This is a genomic window from Leifsonia naganoensis, assembly GCF_013410615.1.
Classification (GTDB): domain Bacteria; phylum Actinomycetota; class Actinomycetes; order Actinomycetales; family Microbacteriaceae; genus Leifsonia; species Leifsonia aquatica.
Window position 1 is genome coordinate 2244370 of sequence record NZ_JACCHJ010000001.1, and the last position, 25893, is coordinate 2270262.

The window sequence follows — 25893 nt, forward strand, 5'->3', positions numbered from 1 at the left end:
AGCATGGGTGACACCGAGTCAGACGACGCCGCCGTTGAGCGGCTGCACAGCATCCGGCAGAGCATCGACAACATCGACGCCGCGGTCATCCACATGCTGGCGGAACGCTTCAAGTTCACCCAGCAGGTCGGCGCGCTGAAGGCCGAGTACGGCCTCCCCCCGGCCGATCCCGAGCGGGAGCGCGAGCAGATCCAGCGTCTGCGCGCGCTCGCCGAGGAGAGCCACCTCGACCCGGCGTTCGCGGAGAAGTTCCTGAACTTCATCATCGCCGAGGTCATCCACCACCACGAGCGCATCGCCACCGAGAGCGGCAAGTAACGCCGTGGTGTGGGATCCGACAGCGCTGCCGGACGCCATCGGCCGCACCGTCGTCATCACCGGCGGCAACGCCGGCGTCGGCTATTTCACGGGTGAGCAACTGGCGCGGGCCGGCGCACGCGTGGTGCTCGCCTGCCGCGATCCCGAGCGGGCGGAGGCGGCCGTCACGGCCATCCGCCGCCGTGTCCCCGGCTCCCGGGTGGAGGCCATGCCCCTCGACGTCACAGATCGCGCGTCGATCGACGCCGCGGCCGAGCACCTCCGCGAGCGGGAGCGGGTGGATGCCGTCGTGCTGAACGCGGGCATCGTGCACCCGCCGCGGGAGCGCGAGACCGACGCGGTCGGCAACGAGCTGGTGCTCTCGACCAACGTGCTGGGTCACGTGCGGCTCGTCGCCGGGCTGCTGTCGGTGCTGGAGCGCACCCCGGGCTCCCGCATCGTGTCGCTCGGCTCGCTGGCGACCCGGCTCGGGAGTCTGCGGATCGACGACCTCCAGCTCGAGCACTCCTACACGTCGTGGCGGGCGTACTCGCGGTCGAAGATCGCCGCGCAAGCCTTCGGCTTCGAGCTCGACCGGCGGCTGCACGCGGCCGGCAACGGCATCAGCAGCATCGTCGTGCATCCCGGCTACTCCACCTCGGGTCGCACGCCCGGGATCCGCGGGGTCAACCAGCCGACGCGGGTCAAGCGGTTCGTGGACAACCTGCAGGCCGGGTGGACACAGGGCAAGGACCACGGGGCCTGGGCTCCGGTGCGTGCCGTGCTCGACCCCGATCTCACCGGCGAGGACTACATCGGGCCGGTCGGCCGCACCAAGGGCATCCCGACGCATCTGCACCCCACCTGGGCGTCGCGTTCACCCCGCGTGGGTGCACGGCTGTGGCCGCTGCTCGAAGAGGCGGCGGGCGTCGAGCTGCGCATCGGCTGACGCGCGGCCGCAGGGCGGCGCGCTACTCAGGGACGACGGTGATGGAGAGCAGCCGCTGGCCCTCGGGCACCGCGGCGCGGAGGGCGTCGCGGGCGGAGGCGTAGTCGGCGCCCGCGGCCTCGATCTCGGTGACCGCTGCGGGGCGCATGACGCCCGTCGCGATCACGCGGCCGCCGCGCGGCATGGCGTTGTGCACCCGGAGCAGTTCGAAGCCCTCGGGCACCTGCTCGTCGACCAGGGCCCGCGCCGTCTCGGCGTCGTCCGCCTCGGCGACCAGCTCGCTCGTCTCGCTGCTCTGCACCATTCCGCGGACCTTCATGCCTCCACGCTATCGCCTTATACACCCGCACTGTTGACGCGTCTCCCAGTCGGCGTTCAGACCGCTGGAGTGGGCTGAGCCCATGGAAATCGCATACACCGCCATCGCCCACGCCTCCGGTGGAGGCCGCGACGGGCACGTCCGCAGTGAGGACGACCTGATCGATCTCGACACCCGTCCGCCGAAGGAGCTCGGCGGCTCCGGTGAGGGCACGAACCCGGAGCAGCTCTTCGCCGCCGGGTACGCCGCCTGCTTCCTGAGCGCCCTGCACGCCGTGGGTCGCGCCGAGAAGCAGAACACCACCGACGCCGGGGTCTCCGCCAGCGTCGGCATCGGCCCGAACGGCGAGGGCGGCTTCGCCCTGGAGGTCGAGCTCGACGTCTACGTGCCCAACGTCAGCCGCGAGGTCGCCGAGGAGCTCGGTGAGAAGGCCCACCAGGTGTGCCCGTACTCGAACGCGACGCGTGGCAACATCCCGGTGAAGATCACCATCGTCGACTGACGAGGCGGCGCTGCGCCAGAGGTGAGTTGTTGCGGGTCCCGGTCGCCCGGGACCCGCAACGACTCACCTCTCGCGCGTCTGTCAGTCGTCCTCCGGGGTGAAGATCGCCTCGATGGGGCGGTCGAACAGCTTCGCGATCCGGAACGCCAGGGGGAGGGACGGGTCGTACTTGCCGGTCTCGAGGGCGTTCACGGTCTGCCGTGACACCCCGAGCCGCTCGGCCAGTGCCCCCTGAGAGAGCGCGTGCTCGACGCGGAGCGTCTTGAGCTCGTTCTTCATCGCAGCTTGATCGCGATCGATGCGACGAGCCACGCCAGCATCCCGCCGCCGTACAGCCACCAGCCGAGGCCCGGGATGTCGAGGCCGGCGATCCCGAGGAACCCGGCGATCACGGCCAGCAGCATCGTGACCACGAAGCCGATCGCGAGCCCCTTCAGCGTCTGAACGAGTTCGAACTCATCGGAGCGCAGCACGAACCGGACGAGCACCACGGCCACGGCCGCGACCGGGACGACCGGCGCCAGTGCCCAGAGGAAGCGTACGGGGTCGTCGCCGTCGAGGTCGCCCCAGATGATCGACGCCACGAGCACGAGCACGTAGGCGACCATCCCAAGGGTGAACTGGAGCGCGAAGCCGCGGGTACGGCGGCGTTCGGTCGGACCGGTGGCGCGGGTGTCAAGTTCGCTTGTCATGCCTCCAGCATCGCGGATGCCCGCATCCATGTCAAGCGTGCTTTACAGTCGCGGAGCCGGCGCAGACTCAGACCGCGACGCGGCCGACCTTCTCGGTCTTGTCCCAGCGGGCCTCGGCCCCGGCGAGCTCCTTGAAGTAGGAGTCGAGCGTGATCGCGCAGAGCAGCGATCCGTAGCCGGCCAGGTAGATCAAGATCGGTGCCAGCCAGCGCAGGCCCTTCCGCTTCTCGACCACCCGAGCGAGCCAGGCGACGAGCATCGAGACCGGCATCCAGATGTAGATCAGGAGCGTGAGCACCAGCAGCGACGCGTCGCTGAGGGTGACGCCGAACAGGGCGGGCAGCCGCACCAGCATGAGCGTCGGGAACAGCGCCGTGACCATCACCAGCATGTTGATGATGCCGGGGAAGAGCAGTACGTGCCCGAGCGCGCGGCGCGACGTCCGCGTGTCGGTCAGCGACCCCAGCAGCAGAACGAACAGGTAGGCGAGGGAGGCGCTGATCCACAGTGCACGGAAGACCCCGGTCGCGAACGGCGACTGGAGGAACAGCAGGCCGGTCAGCCCCACCGCGGACACGACCATGATCAGCGGGAGCAGCAGGAGGCTGAACCACATGAGCCCGAACATGAACCCGCCGAGGTGGTGCACCTTCGACGGCCGGAACCAGACCCTCGCGTAGCGGGCCGTCACGGTCACGTTGCCGCGCGCCCAGCGCAGGCGCTGCTTCCAGAGCGCGTCGACCCGGCTCGGCTCCTCCGCCAGCACGTGCGCGTGCGGCTCGAAGACGACCTTGCGGCCCTGGATCTGGGTCTCGAACGTCGTGATCGTGTCCTCGGCGAGCGAGGAGGTGTCGATCTGGCCGCCGATCGCGACGATGTTCTCGCGGGTGTGCAGCTGGGCGCCGCCCGCGAGGCAGGCTTGGGCGCCCATCACGTTCTGCGCGCGGCGGGAGGCCGGCTGCGACAGCACGTACTCGATGCCGATGAACTTGGTGAGGTAGTTGCGACCGACGCTGCTCCCCTCGCGGATGTACGCCGAGACGGCGCCGACGGCGGGGTCGGCCAGGTGTCGCGTCATGCGGCGGAGGGAGTCGGGCAGGTAGATGACGTCGGCGTCCATCACGAGGAGCGCCTCCATCCAGTCCTCCTCGAGGATGCGGCTGATGCCGTGGTTGAGGGTATGCGCCTTGCCCTGCCCGCCCTGCTCGCGACGGAACAGGAACACGTTGCCCGGGTACTGCGCCTCGCGGCCGCGCACCACGTCGGGGGTGTCGTCGGTGGAGGCGTCGTCGACCACGTAGATCCGCAGCGCCTCCTTGGGGTAGTCGAGCTTCATCAGCCGGTCGATGGAGGCGCCGATGACCGCGCCCTCGTTCCAGGCGGGCACGACGATGGCCACCCGCGGCAGATACGGCGCCGCCTTCTTGTAGTGGTTGATCCAGGCGTGGAACGGGATGACGAAGAACGTCACCGCGGCCGAGACGACAGGGATGAAACCGGTCAGCGCGAGGATCAGGCACACGACCACGCCGATCCACTGCAGCACGCTCACGGCATCCACCCGGAAACTCCCCTCGTCTACCCGCAACCCTACAGCGGGAGTGCCACCGGGCAGACGAAAGCGGGCCCCGTCGGTGGACGGGGCCCGCTTGTGCACAGGGCGCTATGAGCGGGGTGCTCCCAGGGAGCCGCCCGCGGCCAGCTTCATGAGGTCGGAGCTCAGGTCGATGCCGAACTCGTCGCCTCCCGCCGATCCGAACTCGTGCTGGTAGTGGTCCCAGGAGGCGTCGGTGATCTTGGCCTCCACCTCGCTCTCCATGAGCACGACCAGCTCGCGCGCAGCCCGGTCGATCCGCTTGCCCAGCGACTTGTCCTGCCAGTCCTCGGTCGACGCGAACACCGAGGTCGGGGTGGTCATCGTGCGCAGGAAGGCGAACATCGAGCGCATCTGCTCGTCGACCACGAGCGCGTGCCGGGCGGTGCCGGCCGTCGCGCCGAGCACGACCGGCTTGGCGATGAGCAGGTCGTTGTCGATCACCTGGAAGAACGAGGTGAACAGTCCGCTCGGCCCGGCCTTGTAGACCGGCGCGGTCGCGATGATGCCGTCCGCCGCCTTCAGCGCGTCGATCGCCTTCGTGAACTTCGGCCCGAGGTGCCCGGAGGCGAGTGCGCCGGAGAGCTCCGGCAGCAGCTCGCGCAGGTCGAGGTGCTGCGTCTCGACGGTGCGTCCGTCGCGCTGGGCGGCGGCCTCCACGCGCAGCGCCAGCCGGTCGGCCAGCATCTTGGTGGACGACGGGTCGCTGACGCCGGCGTTCACCACCACAACGCGGAACGGGCGCTGATCGGTGTTCGTCATCATGTCCTTCTCTCGATCTCAGGCCGCGTCGCTCAGAGCGACGGGTAGCTGGCCTGGAACTGCTCCTCGGTGTCCTGGTAGGGGGAGGCGCCGGTCACGTTGTCACCGCGGTTGGCGTTGGGACGCGGCTGGCGGGGCTCCGCGTCGCCGTACTTGGCGGCGACGAGCGAGGCGTGCGTGGGGGCGTCGGGCGCCTCCGGGTCCTTGCGGGCCTCGGTCTCCTTGCGGAGCACGGGGATGACCTCCTCGCCCAGCAGGTCGAGCTGCTTGAGCACGGTGCTGAGCGGCAGGCCGGCGTGGTCCATCAGGAACAGCTGGCGCTGGTAGTCGCCCGCCCACTCGCGGAACGTCAGCGTCTTGTCGATGACCTCCTGCGGGCTGCCGACGGTGAGCGGGGTCGCCTCGGTGAACTCCTCCATCGTCGGGCCGTTGCCGTAGACGGGGGCCTCGTTGAAGTACGGGCGGAACTCGTTCTTCGCGTCCTGCGAGTTCTTGGCGATGTACGCCTGGCCGCCGAGCCCGACGATGGCCTGCTTGGCGGTGCCGTGGCCGTAGTGCTCGAAGCGCTCGCGGTAGAAGGCGATCAGGCGCTGGTAGTGCTCCTTGGGCCAGAAGATGTTGTTCGCGAAGAAGCCGTCGCCGTAATAGGCCGCCTGCTCGGCGATCTCGGGCGTGCGGATGCTGCCGTGCCACACGAAGGGCGGCACGTCGTCGAGCGGGCGCGGGGTGGAGGTGAAGCCCTGCAGCGGGGTGCGGAAGCGCCCCTCCCAGTCCACGACGTCCTCGCGCCACAGGCGGTTGAGGAGGTTGTAGTTCTCGAGGGCGAGCGGCAGGCTCTGGCGGATGTCCTTGCCGAACCACGGGTAGACCGGGCCGGTGTTGCCGCGGCCGAGCATCAAGTCCATGCGCCCCTTGGAGAGGTGCTGGAGCATCGCGTACTCCTCGGCGATGCGCACCGGGTCGTTGGTGGTGATGAGGGTCGTGGAGGTCGTGACCGTGAGGGTCTTCGTCAGGGCCGCGATGTGCGAGAGCAGCGTCGTCGGGGACGAGGAGAAGAACGGCGGGTTGTGGTGCTCGCCGATGGCGAAGACGTCGAGGCCGACCTCTTCCGCGTGCTTGGCGATCGTGACGATCCCCTCGATGCGCTCCGCCTCGCTGGGGGTGTGACCCGAGACCGGGTCGCGGGTGATGTCGCTGACGGAGAAGATTCCGTACTGCATGGCTGGCTCCTTGTGGTTTTCGTCTCGCCGTTTCTATGCAAACGCATATAACGCACGCACGGCCGGAGTATTCCCGGCCTCCAGTCTGGCCTCCGGAAGGGAGATCCGGCCAGCCATCGCAAAGGTCCGGACAGAGTGCGGCGCCGCGTCCGAATCCCGCCAGCCGGTGACGGTGGCAGCCGCTAGCCTCGCAGAGTGAAGGTCGCGCTGCAGTTCGTCGCCATGGGGCTCATCTGGGGAGCCAGCTTCCTGTTCATGAAGATCGCCCTCGACGGGGTGTCCTTCGGTCAGGTCGCCTGGGCGCGCCTCGTCTTCGGCGCGATCACGCTCGGCGTCATCGTCCTGGTCATGCGCAGCCGGCTGCCGCGCGAGCCGATCGTCTGGCTGCACTTCACCGTGGTCGCGATCACCTACTGCGTGGTGCCCTTCCTCCTCTTCGCGTGGGCGGAGCAGTACGTGTCGTCGAGCCTGGCCAGCATCTACAACGCGGTCACGCCGATCACCACCGCGATCCTCGTGACGGTCGCGTTCCGGGTCGAGAAGCTGAACCGCGATCAGGTGCTCGGCGTGCTGATCGGCGTGGTCGGCGTCGTGGTCGTGGTCGGTCCGTGGAGCGTCGCCGCCCTGACCGGCAGCCTGTGGGGCCAGCTCGCGTGCCTCGGCGCCGTGACCTGCTACGGGTTCAGCTTCGGCTACATCCGCCGCTTCATCAGCCACCGCGCCATCCCGGCGACGACCACGGCGTTCCTGAACATCGGCATCGCCGCGGTCATCATGCTGGTGCTGACCCCGTTCGTCGCCCTGGGCCCGATCACCTTCAGCTGGCCGGTGCTGCTCAGCCTCCTGGCGCTCGGGATGCTCGGGACGGGCGTCGTCTACATCTGGAACATGAACGTGCTGCGCGCCTGGGGCCCGACGGCGACCTCCGGCGTGACCTACGTGACCCCGGTCGTCGGCGTCGCGCTCGGCATCCTCGTGCTGGGCGAGCACCTCAGCTGGAACGAGCCCGTCGGGGCTCTCATCGTGATCGCCGGCATCCTGCTCACGCAGCAGCGGGTGCGGATCTTCTCGCGTCGCCAGGCGGAGCTGGTGGGTCAGCGCAGCGCGTAGCCGCCGTCGACGTAGAGCGTCGATCCCGTCGTGTACGTGCTCGTGAAGAGGTGGAGGACCGCGTCCGCGATCTCCTCCTCGGTGCCGGGCCGGCCGAGGACCGTGGTGGCGCTGAAGCCGCTGAAGGCCGCCTCCCGCACCTCGGCGGAGCGCTGCGCCCACAGGTTGCCGTCGATCGTGCCCGGCGCGATGGCGTTGACGCGCACCGGCGCCAGCTCGACGGCGAGGCCGCGGGCCAGGCCCTCGATGGCGGCGTTCGCGGCGACGTACGCCGCGGCGGGCCCCGCGGGACGCACGCTCGCCGCACCCGACATGAGGACGACGGAGGCGTCGGGAGTCAGGAGGGGGAGGGCGGCGTGGACGACCCGGTACTGGCCCCAGAACTTCGACTCGAACGGGCTCCGTGCCTCCTCGATCGTGGAGGTCGTGAACGGGCCCGTCGTGTAGCTGGCGGCCGTCGTCAGGAGCGCGTCGACGGCCTCCACCCGCTCGAAGAAGCGCGCGACGGAGGCGTCGTCGGAGGTGTCGACAACGCCCCAGGACGCGGCGTCGCCCAGCTCGGCGGCCGCGCGCTGCAGGGTCGTCTCGGTGCGTCCGCCGAGGTGCACGCGCGCACCGGCGGCGACGGCCTGGCGCGCGACGGCGAGCCCGATGCCGGAGCCGCCCCCGATCAGGACGACGGAACGGCCGGCGAGACGATCGATGCTGTGCTGGGTCATGGTGCTCCCAGCCTGTCAGGCCGGTCGGCCGTCACGGAATCGTGTGACCGCTCGTGTCGTGCGGAGCCGGGGCTGGTCGTCAGGCGACGACCGGGCCGAAGCGCTCCGGGAGGGTCGAGCGGTGCGTCGCGCGCAGCTCCTCCAGGCCGACGGTGAACTGGTCCTGCACCTCGAGCACCGGCTGGGTGCCGACCTCGGCGTCCGTGACGCCGATGCGCAGGATCGGGACGCCGCGGCCCTCGCAGAGACCGCGGAACTTCACGTCGTCCTCGCGGGGCACCGAGACGATCACGCGGGCGGTCGACTCGCTGAACAGCGCGGTCGCCGCATCCACACCGTCGCGCTCGACGATCTCGCCCAGCCACACGCGGGCGCCGACGCCGAAGCGCATCACGCTCTCGGCGAGGGCCTGCGCGAGGCCGCCGTCGGCGAGGTCGTGCGCGGACGAGACGAGACCCTCGACCGAGGCCGCGTGCAGCGTCTCGGCGAGCGTGCGCTCGGCGGCCAGGTCGACCGCGGGCGGGCGTCCGCCGAGGTGGCCGTGGATGGTGCCGGCCCAGGCGGAGCCGTCCAGCTCCTCGCGGGTGACGCCGAGGAGGTAGATGTTCTCGCCCTCGTCCTGCCAGCCGGCCGGGATGCGGCGGGCGACGTCGTCGATCACGCCGAGCACGCCGACGACGGGGGTCGGGAAGATCGGCACGTCGCCGGTCTGGTTGTAGAAGGAGACGTTGCCGCCGGTGACCGGGATCTCGAGCTCCAGGCAGGCGTCGGAGAGACCCTCGACGGCCTGCGAGAACTGCCACATGACCTCGGGGTTCTCCGGGCTGCCGAAGTTGAGGCAGTCGGTGACCGCGGCCGGAACGGCACCGGAGGCGGCGACGTTGCGGTAGGCCTCGGCGAGGGCGAGCTTCGCGCCCTCCTTCGGGTCGAGCTGGCAGTAGCGGCCGTTCGCGTCGGTGGCGATCGCGAAGCCGAGCCCGCTCTCCTCGTCGACGCGGACCATGCCGGCGTCATCGGGGAAGGAGAGGGCGGTGTTGCCGCCGACGAAGTAGTCGTACTGGTCGGTGATCCAGCCCTTGTCGGCCAGGTTGGCCGAGCCGAGCAGCGCCAGCACCTGCTCGCGCAGGGCGTCGCCGCCCTCGGGGCGGGGGAGGCGGGAGGCCGAGTCGGCCTGCAGCGCGTCGATCCAGGTCGGGTAGGCGACCGGGCGCTCGTAGACCGGGCCGTCGACCGCGACGGTGCGCGGGTCGACGTTGACGATCTCCTCGCCCTTCCAGTTGATGACGAGGCGGCCGGTCTCGGTGACCTCGCCCAGCACGCTGGTCTCGACATCCCACTTGGCGGTGACCGCGAGGAAGGCGTCGAGCAGCTCGGGCTTGACGACCGCCATCATGCGCTCCTGGCTCTCCGACATGAGGATCTCCTCGGCGGTGAGCGACGGGTCGCGCAGCAGCACCTTGTCGAGCTCGACGTACATGCCGCCGTCGCCGTTGGAGGCGAGCTCGCTTGTGGCGCAGGAGATGCCGGCCGCGCCGAGGTCCTGGATGCCCTCGACGAGCTTGTCGCGGAACAGCTCCAGGCAGCACTCGATGAGCACCTTCTCGGCGAACGGGTCGCCGACCTGGACCGCCGGGCGCTTGGTCGGGCCGCCGGCCGAGAACGTGTCGGAGGCGAGGATGCTCGCGCCGCCGATGCCGTCGCCGCCGGTGCGGGCGCCGAAGAGCACGACCTTGTTGCCGGCGCCGGAGGCGTTGGCCAGGTGGAGGTCCTCGTGGCGCAGCACGCCGACCGACAGCGCGTTGACCAGCGGGTTGCCCTGGTAGATCGGGTCGAAGTAGGTCTCGCCGCCGATGTTCGGCAGGCCCAGGCAGTTGCCGTAGAACGAGATCCCCGAGACGACGCCGTGCACGACGCGCGCCGTGTCCGGCTCGTCGATGGCGCCGAAGCGCAGCTGGTCCATCACGGCCACTGGGCGGGCGCCCATCGAGATGATGTCGCGCACGATTCCGCCGACGCCGGTCGCAGCGCCCTGGAACGGCTCGATGTAGGAGGGGTGGTTGTGCGACTCCACCTTGAAGGTGACCGCCCAGCCCTCGCCGACGTCGACCACGCCCGCGTTCTCGCCCATGCCGACCATGAGGTTCTTCTTCATGGCGGGGGAGACCTTCTGGCCGAACTGGCGCAGGTAGATCTTCGACGACTTGTAGGAGCAGTGCTCCGACCACATCACCGAGTACATCGCCAGCTCGCCGCTGGTGGGCCGGCGGCCGAGGATCTCGCGGATCTGCGCGTACTCGTCCTCCTTGAGGCCGAGCGCCGCGAACGGCTGCTCCTTCTCGGGAGTCTCGATCGCGTTCGCGACGGTGTCGACGACGTGCTGGGCGGTGGTGTCGGTCACGCGGGCACTCCAGGCTGCAGGCGGAAGCGGGGGATGGAGGCCAGTCTACCGGCCGTCGCCGAGCACGGGAGCCGGGAGGGGCGAGACGTCACGACACGCCCTCCCGGACCGTGAACGGGCACGCGGGAGGGCGTGTCGTGACGGATGAGAGCGACTCATCCACAGGGTGGTGCGGGTGGTGCGGCTCAGGTGTCGAGTTCGACGACCTCGGCGGTCGGGGCGTTCTTCTGCACCGATTCGATGCCGCTCTTCGCGCCGGACTTGCTGGCGTAGCCCTCCGACGTCGCGATGGTCTCGCCGTTGGCGGCCTTCAGCCGGAAGCGGTACTCGCCCGACTTGTCCTTGTAGAGCTCGAACTTCCCTGCCATGGTGGCCTCCGTACTCGTGACGTGGTGCGAACACGCGACAGGGTAGTGGGCGGAGGCGGCGGCGGGGAGTCCCGGCTCAGGAGAGCTTCGGCGGCCCCAGCACCAGCAGCGCCGCCATGATCGCGACTGCCAGGACGGCGAGGGAGGTGGCGAGCACCGCGACGTGCGTCAGCATCCAGCGGAACAGCTTCCCGAACAGGCTGTGATCCCGAGGGTCGTCCGTCGCGGTCGTGCGCCAGCTGCCGTCGAGCCGGCCCGTGCGGTCGGCCCAGAGGTCGAACGGGACGGTGGCGTACGGGACGACGGCCGTCGCGACCGCGAGCACGATGAGCGGCAGGCGCCAGCGCTGGTTGACCCCGATCAGGGCGGCCGTGATCGCGTACGCGATGAACACGAAGCCGTGGATCGGGCCGGCCACAGCCACGGGCCAGTCGCCCACCCCGACGGCGTACTTGAGCACCATCCCCGCGATGAGGAGGGTCCAGGTGATCGCCTCGGCGACGGCGAGGATGCGGTAGAGCAGGCGGGGGGTCATGCCTCCAGCCTGATGGATCGCCGTCCCCGGCGAATCACCCGAAAGTACGAACGCGCTCCTCGAGCTGGTCGACGTCGCGGGCCGCACCCTTGTCGGCGGACAGCGCCATCGCGGCGTAGGCGCGCAGCGCGGCCGACACCGGACGGTCGCGGTCCAGCGGGCGGTAGCCGCGCCCGGCCTCGAGCGCCTCGCGGCGGGCGTCGAGCACGGCGTCCGGCACGTCCAGGCGCAGCGCACGGGTGTGCACGTCGATGCTGATGATGTCGCCGTCCTCGACGAGCGCGATCAGGCCGCCGGCCGCCGCCTCGGGCGAGACGTGCCCGATCGAGAGGCCGGAGGTGCCGCCGGAGAAGCGGCCGTCGGTGATGAGCGCGCACTTCGCTCCGAGCCCGCGGCCCTTCAGGAACGACGTCGGGTACAGCATCTCCTGCATCCCGGGACCGCCACGCGGACCCTCGTAGCGGATGACGACGACATCGCCCTCGTTCACCCGCTTGCCGAGGATGGCGTCGACCGCGGCCTCCTGCGAGTCGACGACGACGGCCGGTCCGCTGAAGGTGAGGATGCTCTCGTCGACGCCCGCGGTCTTCACCACGGCGCCGTCGGGGGCGAGGTTGCCGCGGAGGATGGCGAGGCCGCCGTCCTTCGAGTAGGCGTGCGCCACATCCCGGATCACGCCGGTCTCGGCGTCGAGGTCGAGCTCGTGCCACCGCTCCGACTGCGAGAACGCCGACGACGAGCGCACGCCGCCGGGCGCCGCGTGGAACAGTTCGATCGCCTCGGGCGTCGCCGAGCCGCCGCGGATGTCCCAGTCCGAGAGCCACGCGTCGAGGGTGGCGGCGTGCACGGTGTGGACACCGCGGTCGAGCAGACCCGCGCGGTCGAGCTCGCCGAGCAGCGCGGGCACACCGCCCGCGCGGTGCACGTCCTCGACGAGCGCGGCGCCGTTGGGCGCGACCTTCGACAGGCACGGCACGCGGCGCGACAGGGCGTCGATGTCGGTCAGGTCGTAGTCGATCCCGCCCTCACGCGCCGCGGCGAGCAGGTGCAGGATGGTGTTGGTCGACCCGCCCATCGCGATGTCGAGCGCCATCGCGTTGCCGAAGGCCGCGCTGGTCGCGATCGAACGGGGCAGCACGGACTCGTCGTCCTGGTCGTAGTAGCGGTGCGCCAGCTCGACGGCGGTCGCGCCGGCCTTCTCATAGAGGGCGTGGCGGGCGGTGTGCGTCGCCAGGGTCGAGCCGTTGCCCGGCAGGGCCAGCCCGAGCGCCTCGGTGAGGAAGTTCATCGAGTTGGCGGTGAACATCCCGGAGCAGGAGCCGCACGTCGGGCAGGCGTTCTCCTCGATGCGGAACAGGTCGGTGTCGCTCACGCTGTCGTTCGCCGAGTCGGCGATCGCCGAGATGAGGTCGAGCTTGCGCACGGTGCCGTCGACGAGCGTGGTGCGGCCGCCCTCCATCGGACCGCCCGAGACGAAGACGACGGGGATGTTGAGGCGCAGCCCCGCGAGCAGCATCCCGGGCGTGATCTTGTCGCAGTTGGAGACGCAGACGATCGCGTCGGCGCAGTGCGCGTTGACCATGTACTCGACGGAGTCGGCGATCAGCTCGCGCGAGGGCAGCGAGTAGAGCATGCCGCCGTGGCCCATGGCGATGCCGTCGTCGACCGCGATCGTGTTGAACTCGCGGGCGATGCCGCCGGCGTCGTGGATGGCCTGCGAGACGATGCGCCCGACCGGCTGCAGGTGGGTGTGGCCCGGGACGAACTCGGTGAAGCTGTTCGCGACCGCGATGATCGGCTTGCCGAAGTCTTCGCGGGCGACGCCGGCGGCGCGCAGCAGTGCGCGGGCGCCGGCCATGTTGCGGCCGTGCGTGACGGTGCGTGAACGGAGTGGAGGCATGGTCCCATCCTTCGGTCGCGCGCGCGGGAGCGGAAGTCAGCTTTGGTACTAGTAGTGGGAGCACTAGTATCGACGTCGTGCCAGACACCGAGGACCGCCGCCGCGAACTCGGGCGCTTCTTGCGCTCCCGCCGCGAGCAGGCTCCGCGCGCCGACTACGGCCTCCCGCCGGTCGGGCGCACCAGGGATCTCGGCCTGCGCCGCGAGGAGGTCGCCTACCTCTCCGGCGTCAGCGTCACCTGGTACACCTGGCTGGAGCAGGGGCGCCCGATCAACCCGTCGCGTTCGGTGCTGGACGCCGTCGCCCGCACGCTGCGCCTCCCGCTGCCGGAGCAGGAGTTCGTGCTCTCCCTCGCCGGGTTCGGCCTCGCGCCGACGGTCGCGGCGCGGGCGGTCGAGGATGCGCCTCCCCACCTCCAGCGGCTGCTCGACGCGATCGACCCCAACCCGGCCTTCGCGCTCGCACCCGACTGGGGCATCGCGGGCTGGAACGAGGCGTACACCCGCCTGTATCCACGGGTCGGGGACGTGCCTCCCGAGGACCGCAACCTGCTCTGGCTGGTCTACACCGACGACGCGGTGCGGGAGCTGCTGCCGGACTGGGATGTGACCAGCGCGCGGTTCCTCGCCGAGTTCCGCGCCGAGACCGGCGCGCGGGCGGGCGACCCCGGCGTGCGGACGCTCGTGGAGCGGTTGCGCGCGGCGAGCCCGGAGTTCCGCGCGGCGTGGGAGCACTACGACATCAGCGGATTCGCCTCCCGCGAGCGGCTCTTCCGCCTCCCGGGCGGCGTCACCGCGCGCTTCGAGCACCACCAGCTGACGCCGACCGACCACCCGGAGCTCCGGCTGGTCGTCTACACCCCGCTGGGGTAACTCCCGAGTACGCAGAAAGTGCGCCGGATCGAGTGGATTCGGCGCACTTTCTGCGTACTCGGCTGTTGCCTCCGGAGGCGGGGTTACGCCTCGACGAGCGCCGAGCGGATGACGGAGGTGAAGAAGGTGAGGCCGTCGACGCCCGAGCGCATGGCGTCGGAGGTGTCAGGGCCGAAGCCGGGCTCGACCGCGTGCTCCGGGTGCGGCATGAGGCCGACCACGTTGCCGCGCTCGTTGCGCACGCCGGCGATGTCGTTGAGCGATCCGTTCGGGTTGACGCCCTGGTAGCGGAACGTCACCAGGCCCTCGCCCTCGAGGCGCTTGAGCTCCTCGGCCGAGGCGATGAAGCCGCCCTCGCCGTTCTTGAGCGGAATGACGATCTCCTGGCCCTGCTCGAAGCCGTTCGTCCACGGGGTGTCGGTGTTCTCGACGGTCAGCGACTGGTCGCGGCGGATGAAGTTGCCGTGGTCGTTGCGGATCAGACCGCCCGACACGAGGTGCGCCTCGGCGAGCATCTGGAAGCCGTTGCAGATGCCGAGCACGGGCACGCCCTTGGCGGCCGCATCCACGACCTCGGTCATGATCGGCGAGAGGCTGGCGATCGCACCGCAGCGCAGGTAGTCGCCGTAGCTGAAGCCGCCCGGGAGGACGAGCGCGTCGACGCCCTGGAGGTCGTGCTCGCCGTGCCACAGCGCGACCGGCTCGGCGCCGGCGAGGCGCACGGCACGGAGGGCGTCGCGATCGTCGAGCGAGCCGGGGAAGGTGATGACGCCGATGCGCATCAGGCGCCGGCCTCGTCCGGGTAGTGGATGCCCACGACGTCCTCGATCACGGAGTTGGAGAGGATCTCGTCGGCGATCTCGCGGACCGCGGCGCGCGTCGCGTCGTCGATCGGGCCGTCGACGGTCAGCTCGAAGCGCTTGCCCACGCGGACGCCGCTGAACTGACCCTTGCCGATGCGCGAGAGGGCGCCGGCGACGGCCTTGCCCTGCGGGTCGAGCAGTTCGGCCTTGGGCATGACTTCCACAACGATCGTCGACAAAGGTGCGCTCCTGCTCGCTCGCGGTCGGGGGGTTCGCCAGCGATTCTACCGTGCGACGGCGGGCACGCGGTCCGGGCCGGCGATGCGCGAGGCGTAGCCGACGGCACGCTGCTCGAGCGCGTCGCGCAGGCGTCCGAACAGAGCGGCGGAGGCGTCGCCGGGCCAATCGTCCGGCAGCGCGGCGGGCGGGAGGCCGGGGTCGCGGTACGGGACCACCCGCCACTCGTCGAGCGCGCGCACCCAGAGCGCGAACGCCTCCTCGTCACCGATCGTCGGTGAGACGTCGACCGCGCCGAACCGGTCGATGAAGGTCTCGTGCACGCGCCGGATGGCGGGGAGGTCGTACCAGGACGCGAGTCCCGCGGAGAGGTCGCTGCGGGCAGCCGCGTCCACGAACAGGACGGCGTCGAACTCGGCCACGACCTCCGCCAGCTCCCGCTCGAGCGCGGCAGGGCCGATCCACAGGCCGTCCGCGACCGTGCCGCAGCCGATGGCGGCGAGCCGTCGGCGCAGCTGGTGCCGCAGCGATCTCTGCCGCTCCGGGAACGAGTACGACACGAGGCACCACGCCGTCGCGGGGCGGCGCTCGCCGAAGATGCGGGCGTCGCCGCGCTCCAGCATCGGGACCGCGGCCGGGTCGAGGGAGTAGCCGGGCACTCCGCCGTCGCCGGGCGCTCGTCGCAGCACGCCACGGGCGACGAGCCGCGCGATGCTCGACCGTGCCGTGGCGGGCGGGATGCCCAGCGAACCGAGCAGGTGCACCGTGCCAGCGGCCGACATCCACCCGCCGAGCGGGCGCAGCATGCTGCCGACGAGCGTCCGCAGCAGGGCGGTCGCGCTGCCGGAGGTCGCCTCGAGATCCTCGCGGAGGGCGGGTTCAGCCATGCGTCAGCTCGCCGAGCACGTCGCGCACGGCGGACATCCCCCGCCACACCTCCTCGAAGCTCGTGCTCAGCGGCGACAGCCCGATGCGCAGCCCGTTCGGGTCGCGGTAGTCGGGGATGACGTCCTGCTCCCAGAGGGCGGCGGTCACCTCGCGCATCGCCGGGTGGTTGACCGTGACGTGTCCGCCGCGCCGCTCCGTCTCTCGCGGGCTGGCGAGCGTCGCGCCGAGCGGGGCGAGCCATTCGTCGGCGAGCGCGACCGCATATTCGGTGAGCGCGACGGACTTGGCGCGCACCGCGTCGATCCCGGCCTCCGCGATCATCGCGATCGTGTCCTGCATGGCGAGCATCCCCACGACCGGAGGGGTGCCGCTGATGAATCGGCGGATCCCCGCGGCGGGCTGGTACTCCGGGCCCATCGCGAAGACATCGCTGGTGCCCATCCACCCCTGGATCGGTTGCGTGAGTTCGCTCTGGAGGCGCGCGGCGACGTAGCCGAAGGCGGGGGATCCCGGTCCGCCGTTGAGGTACTTGTAGGTGCAGCCCGCGGCGAGGTCGACGCCCCACGCGTCCAGCTCCACCGAGACGGAACCCGCCGAATGGCAGAGGTCCCACAGCACGAGCGCGCCCGCGTCGTGGGCGATCCGCGTGATCGCCGGAACATCGGCGAGGAACCCGGACCGGTATGCGACCTGGCTCAGCACGACGAGCGCCGTCTGCGGGCCGACGACCGCCGCGACCTGCTCGGGAGTGACGCCCGCCTCCGTGTCGGCCTCGATCCAGACCAGGTCGAGGCTGCGCTCGCGGGCGATGCCGTCGAGCAGGTAGCGGTCGGTCGGGAAGTTGTCGGTGTCGAGGACGATCTGCGTGCGCCCCGGCCGGGCGTCGACGGCGGCGCGCGCCAGCTTGTAGAGGACCACGGTAGTCGAGTCGCCGATGAAGGTCTGACCTGCCGCTGCGCCGAGTGCGGCGTCGCCGAGCGCGTCGCCGATCGTGAACGGGAGCTCCATCCACTCCTCGTCCCAGCCCCGGATGAGGCGGCCGCCCCAGCCGTCGACCAGGAAGCGCTGCACGCGCTCGATGCTCGCGAGGGTGGGCCGGCCGAGCGAGTTGCCGTCGAAGTAGGCAGTGACGCCCGTGCCGTCGGGCACGCCGACGAAGCGCTCGCGGTAGGTGGCCAGCTGGTCGGCGCCGTCGAGGGCGCGGGCGACCGTGAGCGGGTCGGGCGCGAGGAGGTCGGTGATGGCGGTGTCGTCGGTCATGGGAGCGGTCCTTCGGTGCTCGTGGTGGGAGTGGAGATGGGGGTGTGGAGGTCGGTTGCGGTGAGGTCGCCGGCCTGGAGCCCGCGAGCGGTCGCGAGCCACGCGGGCAGCAGGGCGGCGTCGCGAGGAGGCGCGGCGGGGATCCAGGCGAGGCGGGAGCCGATCGGGGCCTCGTCGGCGAGGTGGTCGGCTCCGGGGTCGCCGGCGATCGAGCGGAGCACGGTCGTCGCGTCGAGGCCCGCGGAGAGGAGCGCCGTCAGCTCGCGGGCGTTCACACCGAGGCGGAGGGGGCCGTTGCCGAGATCGGTCCCGTAGAGCACGCGTCCGCGGGCGGCGTGGAAGCGGCGCAGATTGTCGACGGCGGTGTCGTGATCCCGGGTCGGGGTGCCCCAGCCGTGGATGTCGAGGGTGGAGATCCAGCTCATGCCGCGCGCGACGGCGTCGTCGATGACGGTGGCGGGGACGCGTTCGCTGAACGGGGTGTGGGCGAGCTGGGTGACGCCGGCGCGGACGGCGCGGGCGGTCTGCCCGGTGCCCTGTGCGTGGGCGACGACCGGCAGCCCGGCGGTCACGGCTTCCTCCACAATCGCGTCGAGAGTGGCGTCATCCACCGTTTCGCCCGCCTCGCTGTTGAGGGCGACTTTGATGCGGGAGGCTCCTGCCATGACCTGTTCACGCACCGCTCGCCGAGCCTCCCGCGCGCCACCCACTTCGCGCGCCGCGCCGACGGGAGCCCAGCCGGAGCGCGCGGGATAGCCGCCGGGAGCGGTGAGGAGAGCGCCCGCGATCGTCACGCTGGGGCTGCGCGGGTCGTCGCGCAGCCAGGAGGTCGCGATCGCCGGGTCCCAGCCGAGGTCGACGGCGTGCGTGATGCCGCCAGAGAAGAGGGCGACGGGATCGACGAGGCCGAGGTGTACGTGGTGGTCGGTCAGCCGGGGGAAGAGGGTGCCGCCCAGGTCGCGGGTCGCGGGGGAGGTGCCGTGGTCTGCGTCGCGCGGGGTGGAGTCGCGCGGGGTGGGGTCGTTCGGAAGGAGGTGGCCGTCGCGGATACGGAAGGTGGCCGGCCCGCGGAAGCCGTCGCCGGTCCAGACCGCGTCGAACGAGACCGCGTCGGACGCGCGGGCGTCCGGGCTCACCGGGGCGTGCCGATCTCGGTACGGACGGCGTACAGCTCGGGGAAGAAGGTCAGCTCGAGCGCCTTCTGCAAGAAGTTCACGCCCGAGGAGCCGCCGGTGCCGATCTTCATGCCGATGGTGCGCTGCACCGTCTTGAGATGCCGGAACCGCCAGAGCTGGAAGTTGTCCTCCAGATCGACGAACTCCTCGCACGCCTCGTACTCCGCCCAGTGCGCATCCGCGTTCTCGTAGATGTCCCGGAAGACGGGCACGAGTTCCGGAGTGAAGACGTGGGCCTCGGTGACGTCGCGTTCCAGCAGGGCCTGCGGCACGGGATGCCCGGCGCGGGCGAGGTAGCGGAGGAACTCGTCGTAGACGCTCGGCTGCCCCAGCAACTCCGCGAGCAGGGCGTGCGCGGCGGGGTCGCTCGCGAACACGCTGAGCATGCGGGCGTTCTTGTTGCCGAGCACGAACTCGACGGCGCGGTACTGGTACGACTGGAAGCCGGAGGAGTTGCCGAGGAACCCGCGGAACTGCGCGTACTCGGTCGGCGTCAGCGTCGCGAGCACGGACCACTGCTCGGTGAGGGTCTTCTGGATGTGCTTGACGCGCGCAATGCGCTTGAGCGCCGGTGCCAGCTCGTCGGCGCGCAGCAGGTCGCGGGCGGACTCGAGCTCGTGCAGCACCAGTTTCAGCCAGAGCTCGGTCGTCTGGTGCTGCACGATGAACAGCAGCTCGTCGTGGTGCTCCGGCCGGCTCACCGGGTGCTGTGCGCCCAGGAGCGTGTCGAGGTCCAGGTAGGAGCCGTACGACATCCGCTCGCGGAAGTCGGTGACGATGTCGGGCTCGATGTCCCGGGTGTTCCCATCCACGCTCATGCTGCAAGTTTGCGCCGATCGTCACGAATGCGCAACAGCCGAGTCGTGCGGGCGCGAGCGTCACCGGGGAACGGCGCCGGTGCGCCGTCCCCCGGTGACGGTGATCAGCCCCGCTCGGCCCGGCGGCGCCGCCATGAGACGGTGGCGGCGAGCGCCAGTCCCAGCGCGATGAGGGCCGCCGCGGCCGCGAGCGGGGTCACCACGTCGGAGCCGGTGTGCGCCAGCGACGTGACCGGTGCGGCGGCGACCGGAGTGGCGCCTCCCGAACCCGGGACGGGGGTGGCGGGAGTGCCCGGGGTCGTGCCGCCGGCGTTCGGCTCGGCCGGTTCCGTCGGCGTGACGGCCGGGCGCACGAAGCCGAAGTCCAGCGTCAGGTCCGCTGCGCGGTTCGTGGTGAGGTCGCCCGACTCGGCCAGCCAGGTCGAGCTGTCGATGGCGCGGTCGGTGCCGGCGCTCGCGGTGGTGGGCGTGAGACCCGCCAGCGCGACGGCGGATGCGGCTCTGTCGAGCGTGACCGTGTAGTGCTGCCCGGCGGGGAGCACGGGCAGTCCCGGGAAGAGGTAGCGACCGTCGGCGTCGGTCGTCGCGGGGCCGACCGGCGCACCTCCCACGTTCGTCACGGGTCCGCCGTCCGGACCGGTGAGCACGAGCACGACGCCGGGGATCCCCTGCTCGCCGGGGCTCTGCAGGCCGTCGCGGTTCGTGTCGAGCCAGACGAGGTCGCCGACGGAGACGCTCTGGTCGCCGTCACCCGATCCGCCGGCCGAGGTCCGCTTGATGGTGGCGGTCTTGGTCACGGTCGTGCCGGGGTAGCTGATCGTGACCGCGTTCGAGTACGTGCCGAGACGCTGGTCGGTGATGGTGCCCGTGTAGCGGAGGTCGATGAACTCGCTCGCGTGCACCGCATCGAGCACGACGTGGAGGCCGGAGGCCGTGCACGAGACCGTGTAGCGCGACGGGTCGACCGGGGAGCTGGGCGTTCCTCCCGCCAGACTGGCGCGGGCGGTGACGGAGAGCGACGGGCAATCGATCGCGCTCCCGGCGCCGATCGTGTCGACGACGTCGACCGGTCCGGCGTATCCGGTCTGGTCGCCCGGCAGCTGGACAACCCACGAGATGTTGCTCGACGGGTCGCGCGTGCCCTCGTACGAACCGTCGGTCCAGCCGGACCCCTTCCACGCTCCGCGCGAGGTCGGGACGGGCGGGGGCCCGCAGTTCGTGGTGCAGGGCGTGGGCGTGGGCTTCGGCGCGATCGTGACGGTCGTCAGCGTCGAGCCGAAGGTCAGCTCGACCGGGCCGCCGGTCTCCGTCACGGTGGTGTGGTCCCACTGCGCCGTGAAGTGCCCGGTGCCGGCGACGTCGTCGTGGGTCGCCACGTAGTCGGTGAGGGTGAAGACGGCGGTGCGGCCGTTCCAGGCGGCGGCCGCGATCGGCGTGCCGTCCGGGGCGTCGAGGGTGAACCGGGCGAGGCTCGCGGCGGCGAGCTCGGGCGGCAGGGTCAGCGAGAACGTGTCGCCGGGCGCGCTGCCGTCCGGGACCGCCCAGTCGAAGCTCAGGACGAGCTTCTCGCTGTAGCCGTAGGACGACTTGTCGGTCGTGACATTCGAGATGGCGCTGGGGATCTCGGCCGCGCCGGCCGGAGCCGTCGCGACGAGCAGGCCGCTGACCCCGAGGAGGCCGGCAAGGAGCGCGGCGACGAGGCGGGCGGGGCGGGAGGTGGAACGGGTGCGCGCGTTCGGGTCGCGCGCGACGGTGCGATGCATGACGGTCCTTCGTTCGGGTTCGGACGGTCCTGCGCACGCCGGACGGCGCCTGCCGGTGGCCGGCGGACGCTGATCGGGCGGACGGGGTTTCGGGTCTCCCCGGGTCTCGCCTTCGGGTGGCGGACCGCTCGGAGCGCGCTCGGGTGTGCGCTCGGAGAAGGGACGGGGGAGGGCGCCGATCGTGACGCGGTTCGCGCGAATTCATCGAGATCCGCCGAGTCGCGTCATGATCCACCCCCTCCAGCGTCTCTTGGATGCGGCACTGCCCGCCCCGTCCGCGATCCCCACCCGAATGAGCTCCCCGATGACCCCTCGCGACCAGCAGCGCGCCGAGCGCAAGCGGTTGACGCTGCTCCGTCGCGCGCCCCGGCCCGAACCCGTCGACGAGCTGTCCGACGACGAACTGGTGGAGCGGTCCCGCGCCGGCGACGAGCTCGCCTACGCCGAGCTGTGGCGCCGGCATTCCCGGGCGGGCCTCGCCGTCGCGCGGTCGGCGAGTTCGAGCATCGACCCGGATGACCTCGTCGCCGAGGCGTTCACCAAGATCTTCCAGGCGGTCCAGAGCGGCAAGGGGCCGCAGGTCGGCTTCCGCCCGTACCTCTTCACCACGATCCGCAACCTCGCCGCGTCGTGGGGCCGCGACCGCAAGGAGAACCCGCTCGAGGACGCCGAGAGCATCCCCGATCCGGAGACCACCGAGTCGACGACCATGAAGGCGCTCGACCGCTCCCTCACTGCGCAGGCCTTCCGCTCGCTCCCCGACCGCTGGCAGGAGGTTCTCTGGTACTGCGACGTCGAGCGGCTGAGCCCGGCCACTGTCGCCCCGCTTCTCGGCCTGTCGCCCAACAGCGTCTCCGCTCTCGCCTATCGGGCGCGGGAGGGGCTCCGCCAGGCGTGGATCCAAGCGCACCTCCAGTCTCTCGACGAGGACTCCGAGTGCCGCTGGGTGACCGACCGGATGGGTGCGTACACGCGCGGCAAGCTCGCGACCCGTGACACCGTCCGCTTCGAGAAGCACCTCTTCTCCTGCGCCCGCTGCACCATCGTGCTCGGCGAGGCCGAGGAGGTCGGCTCCCGCCTCGCTCTGATCGTGCTCCCGTTGACCGTGGGGGCCGGTGCCGCCGCCGCGTATGCGGCCTGGATCCAGGCCGGTCACAACGCCGTCGCCGCCACGGCGGGCTCCGCGACTCCGATGCCGCCGTCGGTGTCCCACGCGGTCTCGTCGGCGGGATCGACCGGCGGTGCCGGCGCGGGCGGTGCGGCGAGCGGGATGGCGATCGCCGGCTGGACGACAGGAGGCGCGCTCCTCGCCGCGGCGGCCGTCGCCGGGACCCTCGTGCTCGGACCGCAGTTGTTCCCCGGTGGCGACCACGGACCCTCGACGCCGGTCGTCGCGGCCGCCCCGCCGTCCGCCGAGGGGGCACCTGGAGGTGCGGCGAAGGCCCTCCCCGAGGTGCCCGTGGCCGCACCGCCAGCGGCTCCGCCCACGCAGGACGCACCCGCCGACCCGGCTCCCGAGGTGCCGACCGCTCCGGCGCGCCCCGGGGCCCCGGCGGTGCCCGCGGCCCCGACCACCCCGACCGATCCCACGACGCCGACCGATCCCACGACCCCGACCGGCCCCACCACCCCGACCGACCCCACGGCGCCGACGAACCCCACCCTCCCCCAGCCGCCGCTCGCTCCCGTCGTCACCTCGCCGTGGGATGCGGCACGGCCGACCTCCGCCACCTCCGCCGATCTCGCGGGAACCGGCCTCCCGGGCGCGGTCGTCTCGGTGGGCGCCGAGCGTGCGGGCGGGCGTGCCGCAGTGCGGGCCTCCGCTGCGGCCCCGCTTGCCTCCGCCACCGTCGACCCCTCCGGGGCCTGGTCGCTCACCGTCGACCTGTCTTCGCTGACCGACGGCTCGTGGACCCTCGTGCTCGTCCAGACGGCGGCCGGAGCCTCGTCCGCGCCCACCACGCTCGACCTCCTCGTCGACCGCACGGCGCTCCCGCCCGTGATCACGGGCGTCGACACCGGCTCCGGCGACCTGGCGGGGCGGATGGCCCCGATCGTCTCCGGGACGACCGAGCCCGGCGCGACCGTGGTCGTCTCCGACGGCGACCGCCCCCTCGCGACGGTGACCGCCGACGCGACGGGAGGCTGGAGCACGGGCGAGCTGATCCTCGCCTCCCCGAACTCCTCCCTGACCGCGCGTCAGACCGACGTGGCGGGCAACGTCTCCGAGCCGTCGGTTCCGGTTACGGGCACGTCGAGCGTTCCCGGCGTGCTCGCCATCGGAGCGCCGCTCTCCGTGATCCTGGCGGTGCACGGCGCCCCGGGCGCGACAGCCGAGGTGTGGGTCGACGGCCAGCCCTCCGGCCGGGTCCTCCCGCTCGACGACAACGGCAACGCCTACACCCTGTTCGCGATGGACCCGGGCGACTACCGGATCGGGATCGTCGTCGGGTCCGGCGACCGGCACGGGGTGCTGGTCGACCAGAGCGTCCACGTCAGCCGACCCTGAGCCCTGGCTCCTCCGTCGCCGACGCCGCTCGCCGTTCACCTCCCGGTTACCCGGCCGTCGCGCCGCCGTCGTCCCCGGCGCCTAGCGTGTGCCCTACAGGAGGGGCGCTATGGGCAGGCACTACGATCTGGCGATCGTCGGCAGCGGCATCGTCGGCCTCGGTCACGCGGTGGCGGCGCTGCGCCGTGGGCTGACCGTCGCCGTCCTCGACCGCGCCTCCGGACCCTACGGGGCGTCCGTGCGCAACTTCGGCCACCTGTGCGTGACGGGGCAGGACGGGGAGGCCAGGGCCTACGCAGAGCTGGCGCGGGAGCTGTGGCTGACGCTCGCTCCGGAGGCCGGGTTCTGGCTGCGGGAGTCCGGCACCGTCGTCGTCGCGCAGGCGCCCGACGAGCTGGCGGTGCTCGAGGAGTTCCGCGAGCAGCGCGGCGGCCGGCAGGTGCGCATGCTCACGCCGGCGGAGGTGCGGGAGCGCATCCCCGTCGCCGACGGCGTCGCGATGGGCGGCGCCTTCCTGCCCGCCGATCTGCAGGTCGACCCGCGCGAGGCGGCGCCCGCGATCGTCCGCTGGCTGGATGCGCATGGCGTCGACTTCTACTGGCAGACCGCCGTCGGCGGGGTGCAGACCGGCACGGTCCACACCTCCCGTGGACGTCTCGCCGCCGACGCGGTCGTCGTCGCGGTCAACCACGACGTCGAGCAGCTCTTCCCCGGTGTCGCCGAGGCGCACGGGATGGTGCGCTGCAGCCTGGACATGATGCTCGTGGAGGCCGAGCTGGACCACCCGCTCGCCGCCCCGCTCCTCACCGGCTGGTCGCTGGTGCGCTACCCCGGCTTCGCCCGCACGCCGAGCGCCGACGCTGTGCGCGAGCGGCTGGCCGCGGAGCATCCCGCGCTCGCCGCCCTCGACGTGAATCAGATGTACACGCAGCGGTCCGACGGCTCGCTCCTCGTCGGCGACACCCACCGACTCGGCTCGGACGTCCCGCCCTTCCAATCGGAGGAGGCCTTCGAACTGCTGCTGGAGCGCGCCCGCGCCCTCTTCGGCACCGACCGCCTCCGCGTGCGCGAGCGCTGGCAGGGCGTGTACGCGTCCGCCCCCGACGAGTTCCTCGTCGCCGCGCCGCAGCCCGACGTGCGCGTCGTGTCGGTGATGACCGGCATCGGGATGACCACCGGGCTGGGGCTCGCCGACCGCGTCGTCGACGAGCTGTTCGCCTCCGCCCCCGGCGTGCTGGCGACCGCCGGCGCACGCGCCCACTGACACGTCTGCACGAGACACGAGAAAGGCACCACCGTGACCCCTGACGGCCGCATAACCAGCGAGTTCGACGACACCGCCATCATCGAGCCCGAGGAGGACGAGGAGCTCGCCGATCTCGAGCTCGTCGTGCTCGATCTGGCCGGCACGACCGTCGTCGACGACGGTCTCGTGGAGCGTGCGTTCGCGCGTGCCGCCGATGCCGCGGGCCTGACCTCCTCCGAGGAGGAGCGCACCGCCGCGCTCGCGTACGTGCACCGCACCATGGGGCAGTCGAAGGCGGCCGTCTTCCGCGCCCTCACCGGCGACGACGACCAGGCCGAGCACGCCAACGCCGTCTTCGAGTCCACGTACGCGGAGCTCGTCGCCGCGGAGGGCGTGCGCGCCGTCCCGGGTGCGGAGGAGCTCATCGGCCTGCTGCGGGAGTCGGGCGTCGCCGTGGTGCTCACCACCGGGTTCTCCCGCGCGACCCTCGATGTCGTGCTCGACGCCCTCGGCTGGGCCGACCTGGCCGACGTGACGCTGAGCGCCGACGAGGCGGGGCGCGGCCGACCGTACCCCGACCTCCCGCTCACGGCCGTGCTGCGCACGGGGACGACCGCGGTCGACGGCATGGTGGTCGTGGGCGACACCGCGAGCGACATCGCCTCCGGCATCGCCGCGGGCGCCGGGCTCGTCGTCGGTGTGCTGAGCGGGTCGCACGACGAGCGCACCCTGCTCGATGCGGGAGCCGACGCCGTCGTGGACAGCGTCGCCGACCTCGCCGAGCTGCTGGGCTTCGCCGACGAGGACGCCGAGTACGACGACGAGGAGGACGACCTCGCCGACATCGACGACGAGGACGCGCTCGACGACGAGGACGCCCTCGTCGACGACGTCGAGCTCGACGACGACGCAGCGCTCGCCCGCGCGGACGGGCCGGCCGGCCGGTGACGATCAAAG

Annotated in this window: 26 protein-coding genes; 8 read left to right on the forward strand and 18 right to left on the reverse strand. The window is 71.7% G+C overall.

Annotated features, from left to right (window positions below):
• Positions 1-3 precede the first annotated feature (3 nt).
• Complete coding sequence (locus HNR14_RS10895; RefSeq protein WP_021764188.1) at positions 4-318, forward strand: chorismate mutase; 315 nt, start codon at positions 4-6, stop codon at positions 316-318.
• A 7-nt stretch (positions 319-325) separates the two neighbouring features.
• Positions 326-1246: an SDR family NAD(P)-dependent oxidoreductase gene (locus HNR14_RS10900; RefSeq protein WP_343064462.1), complete on the forward strand. Its 921-nt coding sequence runs from the start codon at positions 326-328 to the stop codon at positions 1244-1246.
• A 22-nt stretch (positions 1247-1268) separates the two neighbouring features.
• On the opposite strand, the gene HNR14_RS10905 is transcribed toward HNR14_RS10900, so the two are convergent.
• Positions 1269-1565, reverse strand: coding sequence for a hypothetical protein (locus HNR14_RS10905; protein WP_021764112.1), 297 nt, complete (start codon positions 1563-1565; stop codon positions 1269-1271).
• A gap of 82 nt (positions 1566-1647) precedes the next feature.
• On the opposite strand from HNR14_RS10905, the gene HNR14_RS10910 reads away from it, so the two are divergent.
• Positions 1648-2067, forward strand: coding sequence for an organic hydroperoxide resistance protein (locus tag HNR14_RS10910; protein ID WP_021764111.1), 420 nt, complete (start codon positions 1648-1650; stop codon positions 2065-2067).
• Positions 2068-2148: 81 nt separating this feature from the next.
• Here the strand turns inward: HNR14_RS10910 and HNR14_RS10915 are convergent, their stop codons facing one another.
• The 5 genes from HNR14_RS10915 to HNR14_RS10935 all read right to left on the reverse strand — a co-directional run bounded on the left by HNR14_RS10915 (position 2149) and on the right by HNR14_RS10935 (position 6335).
• The gene (locus HNR14_RS10915) at positions 2149-2346 is read right to left on the reverse strand and encodes a helix-turn-helix transcriptional regulator (protein WP_179701061.1); all 198 of its coding nucleotides are present in this window, start codon (positions 2344-2346) and stop codon (positions 2149-2151) included.
• Entirely contained in the window at positions 2343-2759 is a 417-nt protein-coding gene (locus tag HNR14_RS10920; protein WP_179701062.1) for a hypothetical protein, read from the reverse strand. Before HNR14_RS10920 ends, HNR14_RS10915 begins: the two co-directional genes overlap by 4 nt.
• Before the next feature lie 67 nt (positions 2760-2826).
• Complete coding sequence (locus HNR14_RS10925) at positions 2827-4305, reverse strand: glycosyltransferase family 2 protein (protein WP_179702629.1); 1479 nt, start codon at positions 4303-4305, stop codon at positions 2827-2829.
• Positions 4306-4422: 117 nt separating this feature from the next.
• Positions 4423-5115, reverse strand: a complete 693-nt coding sequence (locus tag HNR14_RS10930) for a CE1759 family FMN reductase (RefSeq protein ID WP_039923067.1) — start codon at positions 5113-5115, stop codon at positions 4423-4425.
• A gap of 32 nt (positions 5116-5147) precedes the next feature.
• Positions 5148-6335: an LLM class flavin-dependent oxidoreductase gene (locus HNR14_RS10935; RefSeq protein WP_021764108.1), complete on the reverse strand. Its 1188-nt coding sequence runs from the start codon at positions 6333-6335 to the stop codon at positions 5148-5150.
• A gap of 195 nt (positions 6336-6530) precedes the next feature.
• On the opposite strand from HNR14_RS10935, the gene HNR14_RS10940 reads away from it, so the two are divergent.
• Entirely contained in the window at positions 6531-7445 is a 915-nt protein-coding gene (locus tag HNR14_RS10940; protein ID WP_021764107.1) for a DMT family transporter, read from the forward strand.
• Here the strand turns inward: HNR14_RS10940 and HNR14_RS10945 are convergent.
• The 5 genes from HNR14_RS10945 to ilvD form a co-directional block, all read right to left on the reverse strand.
• Positions 7430-8164, reverse strand: coding sequence for an SDR family oxidoreductase (locus HNR14_RS10945; RefSeq protein ID WP_179701063.1), 735 nt, complete (start codon positions 8162-8164; stop codon positions 7430-7432). The two genes, HNR14_RS10940 and HNR14_RS10945, sit on opposite strands and share 16 nt — an antisense overlap.
• A 79-nt stretch (positions 8165-8243) precedes the next feature.
• Positions 8244-10562, reverse strand: coding sequence for a phosphoribosylformylglycinamidine synthase subunit PurL (purL, locus tag HNR14_RS10950; protein ID WP_179701064.1), 2319 nt, complete (start codon positions 10560-10562; stop codon positions 8244-8246).
• 185 nt (positions 10563-10747) lie between these two features.
• Positions 10748-10930 carry a YegP family protein gene (locus HNR14_RS10955; protein WP_179701065.1) on the reverse strand — a complete coding sequence of 61 codons (183 nt, stop codon included), beginning with the start codon at positions 10928-10930 and terminating at the stop codon, positions 10748-10750.
• A 76-nt stretch (positions 10931-11006) separates the two neighbouring features.
• Entirely contained in the window at positions 11007-11465 is a 459-nt protein-coding gene (locus tag HNR14_RS10960; protein ID WP_179701066.1) for a DUF3817 domain-containing protein, read from the reverse strand.
• A 34-nt stretch (positions 11466-11499) separates the two neighbouring features.
• Complete coding sequence (gene ilvD, locus HNR14_RS10965; RefSeq protein ID WP_179701067.1) at positions 11500-13365, reverse strand: dihydroxy-acid dehydratase; 1866 nt, start codon at positions 13363-13365, stop codon at positions 11500-11502.
• 77 nt (positions 13366-13442) lie between these two features.
• Between ilvD and HNR14_RS10970 the strand changes: the two genes are divergently transcribed.
• Complete coding sequence (locus HNR14_RS10970; RefSeq protein ID WP_179701068.1) at positions 13443-14237, forward strand: MmyB family transcriptional regulator; 795 nt, start codon at positions 13443-13445, stop codon at positions 14235-14237.
• Positions 14238-14320: 83 nt separating this feature from the next.
• Here the strand turns inward: HNR14_RS10970 and purQ are convergent, their stop codons facing one another.
• The 7 genes from purQ to HNR14_RS11005 all read right to left on the reverse strand — a co-directional run bounded on the left by purQ (position 14321) and on the right by HNR14_RS11005 (position 21181).
• A complete protein-coding gene (gene purQ / locus HNR14_RS10975; RefSeq protein ID WP_179701069.1) occupies positions 14321-15019 on the reverse strand; it encodes a phosphoribosylformylglycinamidine synthase subunit PurQ in 699 nt (232 codons plus the stop codon).
• Positions 15019-15279 (reverse strand): phosphoribosylformylglycinamidine synthase subunit PurS, encoded by a 261-nt coding sequence (gene purS / locus HNR14_RS10980; protein ID WP_021758062.1) that lies wholly within the window; start codon positions 15277-15279, stop codon positions 15019-15021. The genes purQ and purS overlap by 1 nt, the downstream gene beginning before the upstream one ends.
• Positions 15280-15324: 45 nt before the next feature.
• Complete coding sequence (locus HNR14_RS10985) at positions 15325-16164, reverse strand: PaaX family transcriptional regulator (RefSeq protein ID WP_179701070.1); 840 nt, start codon at positions 16162-16164, stop codon at positions 15325-15327.
• Entirely contained in the window at positions 16157-17425 is a 1269-nt protein-coding gene (locus HNR14_RS10990; protein WP_179701071.1) for a kynureninase, read from the reverse strand. The genes HNR14_RS10985 and HNR14_RS10990 overlap by 8 nt, the downstream gene beginning before the upstream one ends.
• The gene (locus tag HNR14_RS10995; RefSeq protein ID WP_179701072.1) at positions 17422-18561 is read right to left on the reverse strand and encodes an amidohydrolase family protein; all 1140 of its coding nucleotides are present in this window, start codon (positions 18559-18561) and stop codon (positions 17422-17424) included. Before HNR14_RS10995 ends, HNR14_RS10990 begins: the two co-directional genes overlap by 4 nt.
• The gene (kynA, locus tag HNR14_RS11000; RefSeq protein ID WP_179701073.1) at positions 18558-19418 is read right to left on the reverse strand and encodes a tryptophan 2,3-dioxygenase; all 861 of its coding nucleotides are present in this window, start codon (positions 19416-19418) and stop codon (positions 18558-18560) included. Before kynA ends, HNR14_RS10995 begins: the two co-directional genes overlap by 4 nt.
• 104 nt (positions 19419-19522) lie before the next feature.
• Positions 19523-21181, reverse strand: coding sequence for an SdrD B-like domain-containing protein (locus HNR14_RS11005; RefSeq protein ID WP_179701074.1), 1659 nt, complete (start codon positions 21179-21181; stop codon positions 19523-19525).
• Between the two features lie 304 nt (positions 21182-21485).
• Here HNR14_RS11005 and HNR14_RS11010 point away from each other — a divergent pair, with 304 nt between their 5' ends.
• From HNR14_RS11010 to HNR14_RS11020, 3 genes are all read left to right on the forward strand, one after another.
• On the forward strand, positions 21486-23690 hold the full coding sequence (locus tag HNR14_RS11010) for a sigma-70 family RNA polymerase sigma factor (protein ID WP_179701075.1): 2205 nt from the start codon (positions 21486-21488) through the stop codon (positions 23688-23690).
• A 109-nt stretch (positions 23691-23799) separates the two neighbouring features.
• Positions 23800-24954, forward strand: a complete 1155-nt coding sequence (locus HNR14_RS11015) for a TIGR03364 family FAD-dependent oxidoreductase (RefSeq protein WP_179701076.1) — start codon at positions 23800-23802, stop codon at positions 24952-24954.
• A gap of 33 nt (positions 24955-24987) precedes the next feature.
• Positions 24988-25884: a phosphonatase-like hydrolase gene (locus tag HNR14_RS11020; RefSeq protein ID WP_179701077.1), complete on the forward strand. Its 897-nt coding sequence runs from the start codon at positions 24988-24990 to the stop codon at positions 25882-25884.
• Positions 25885-25893 lie beyond the last annotated feature (9 nt).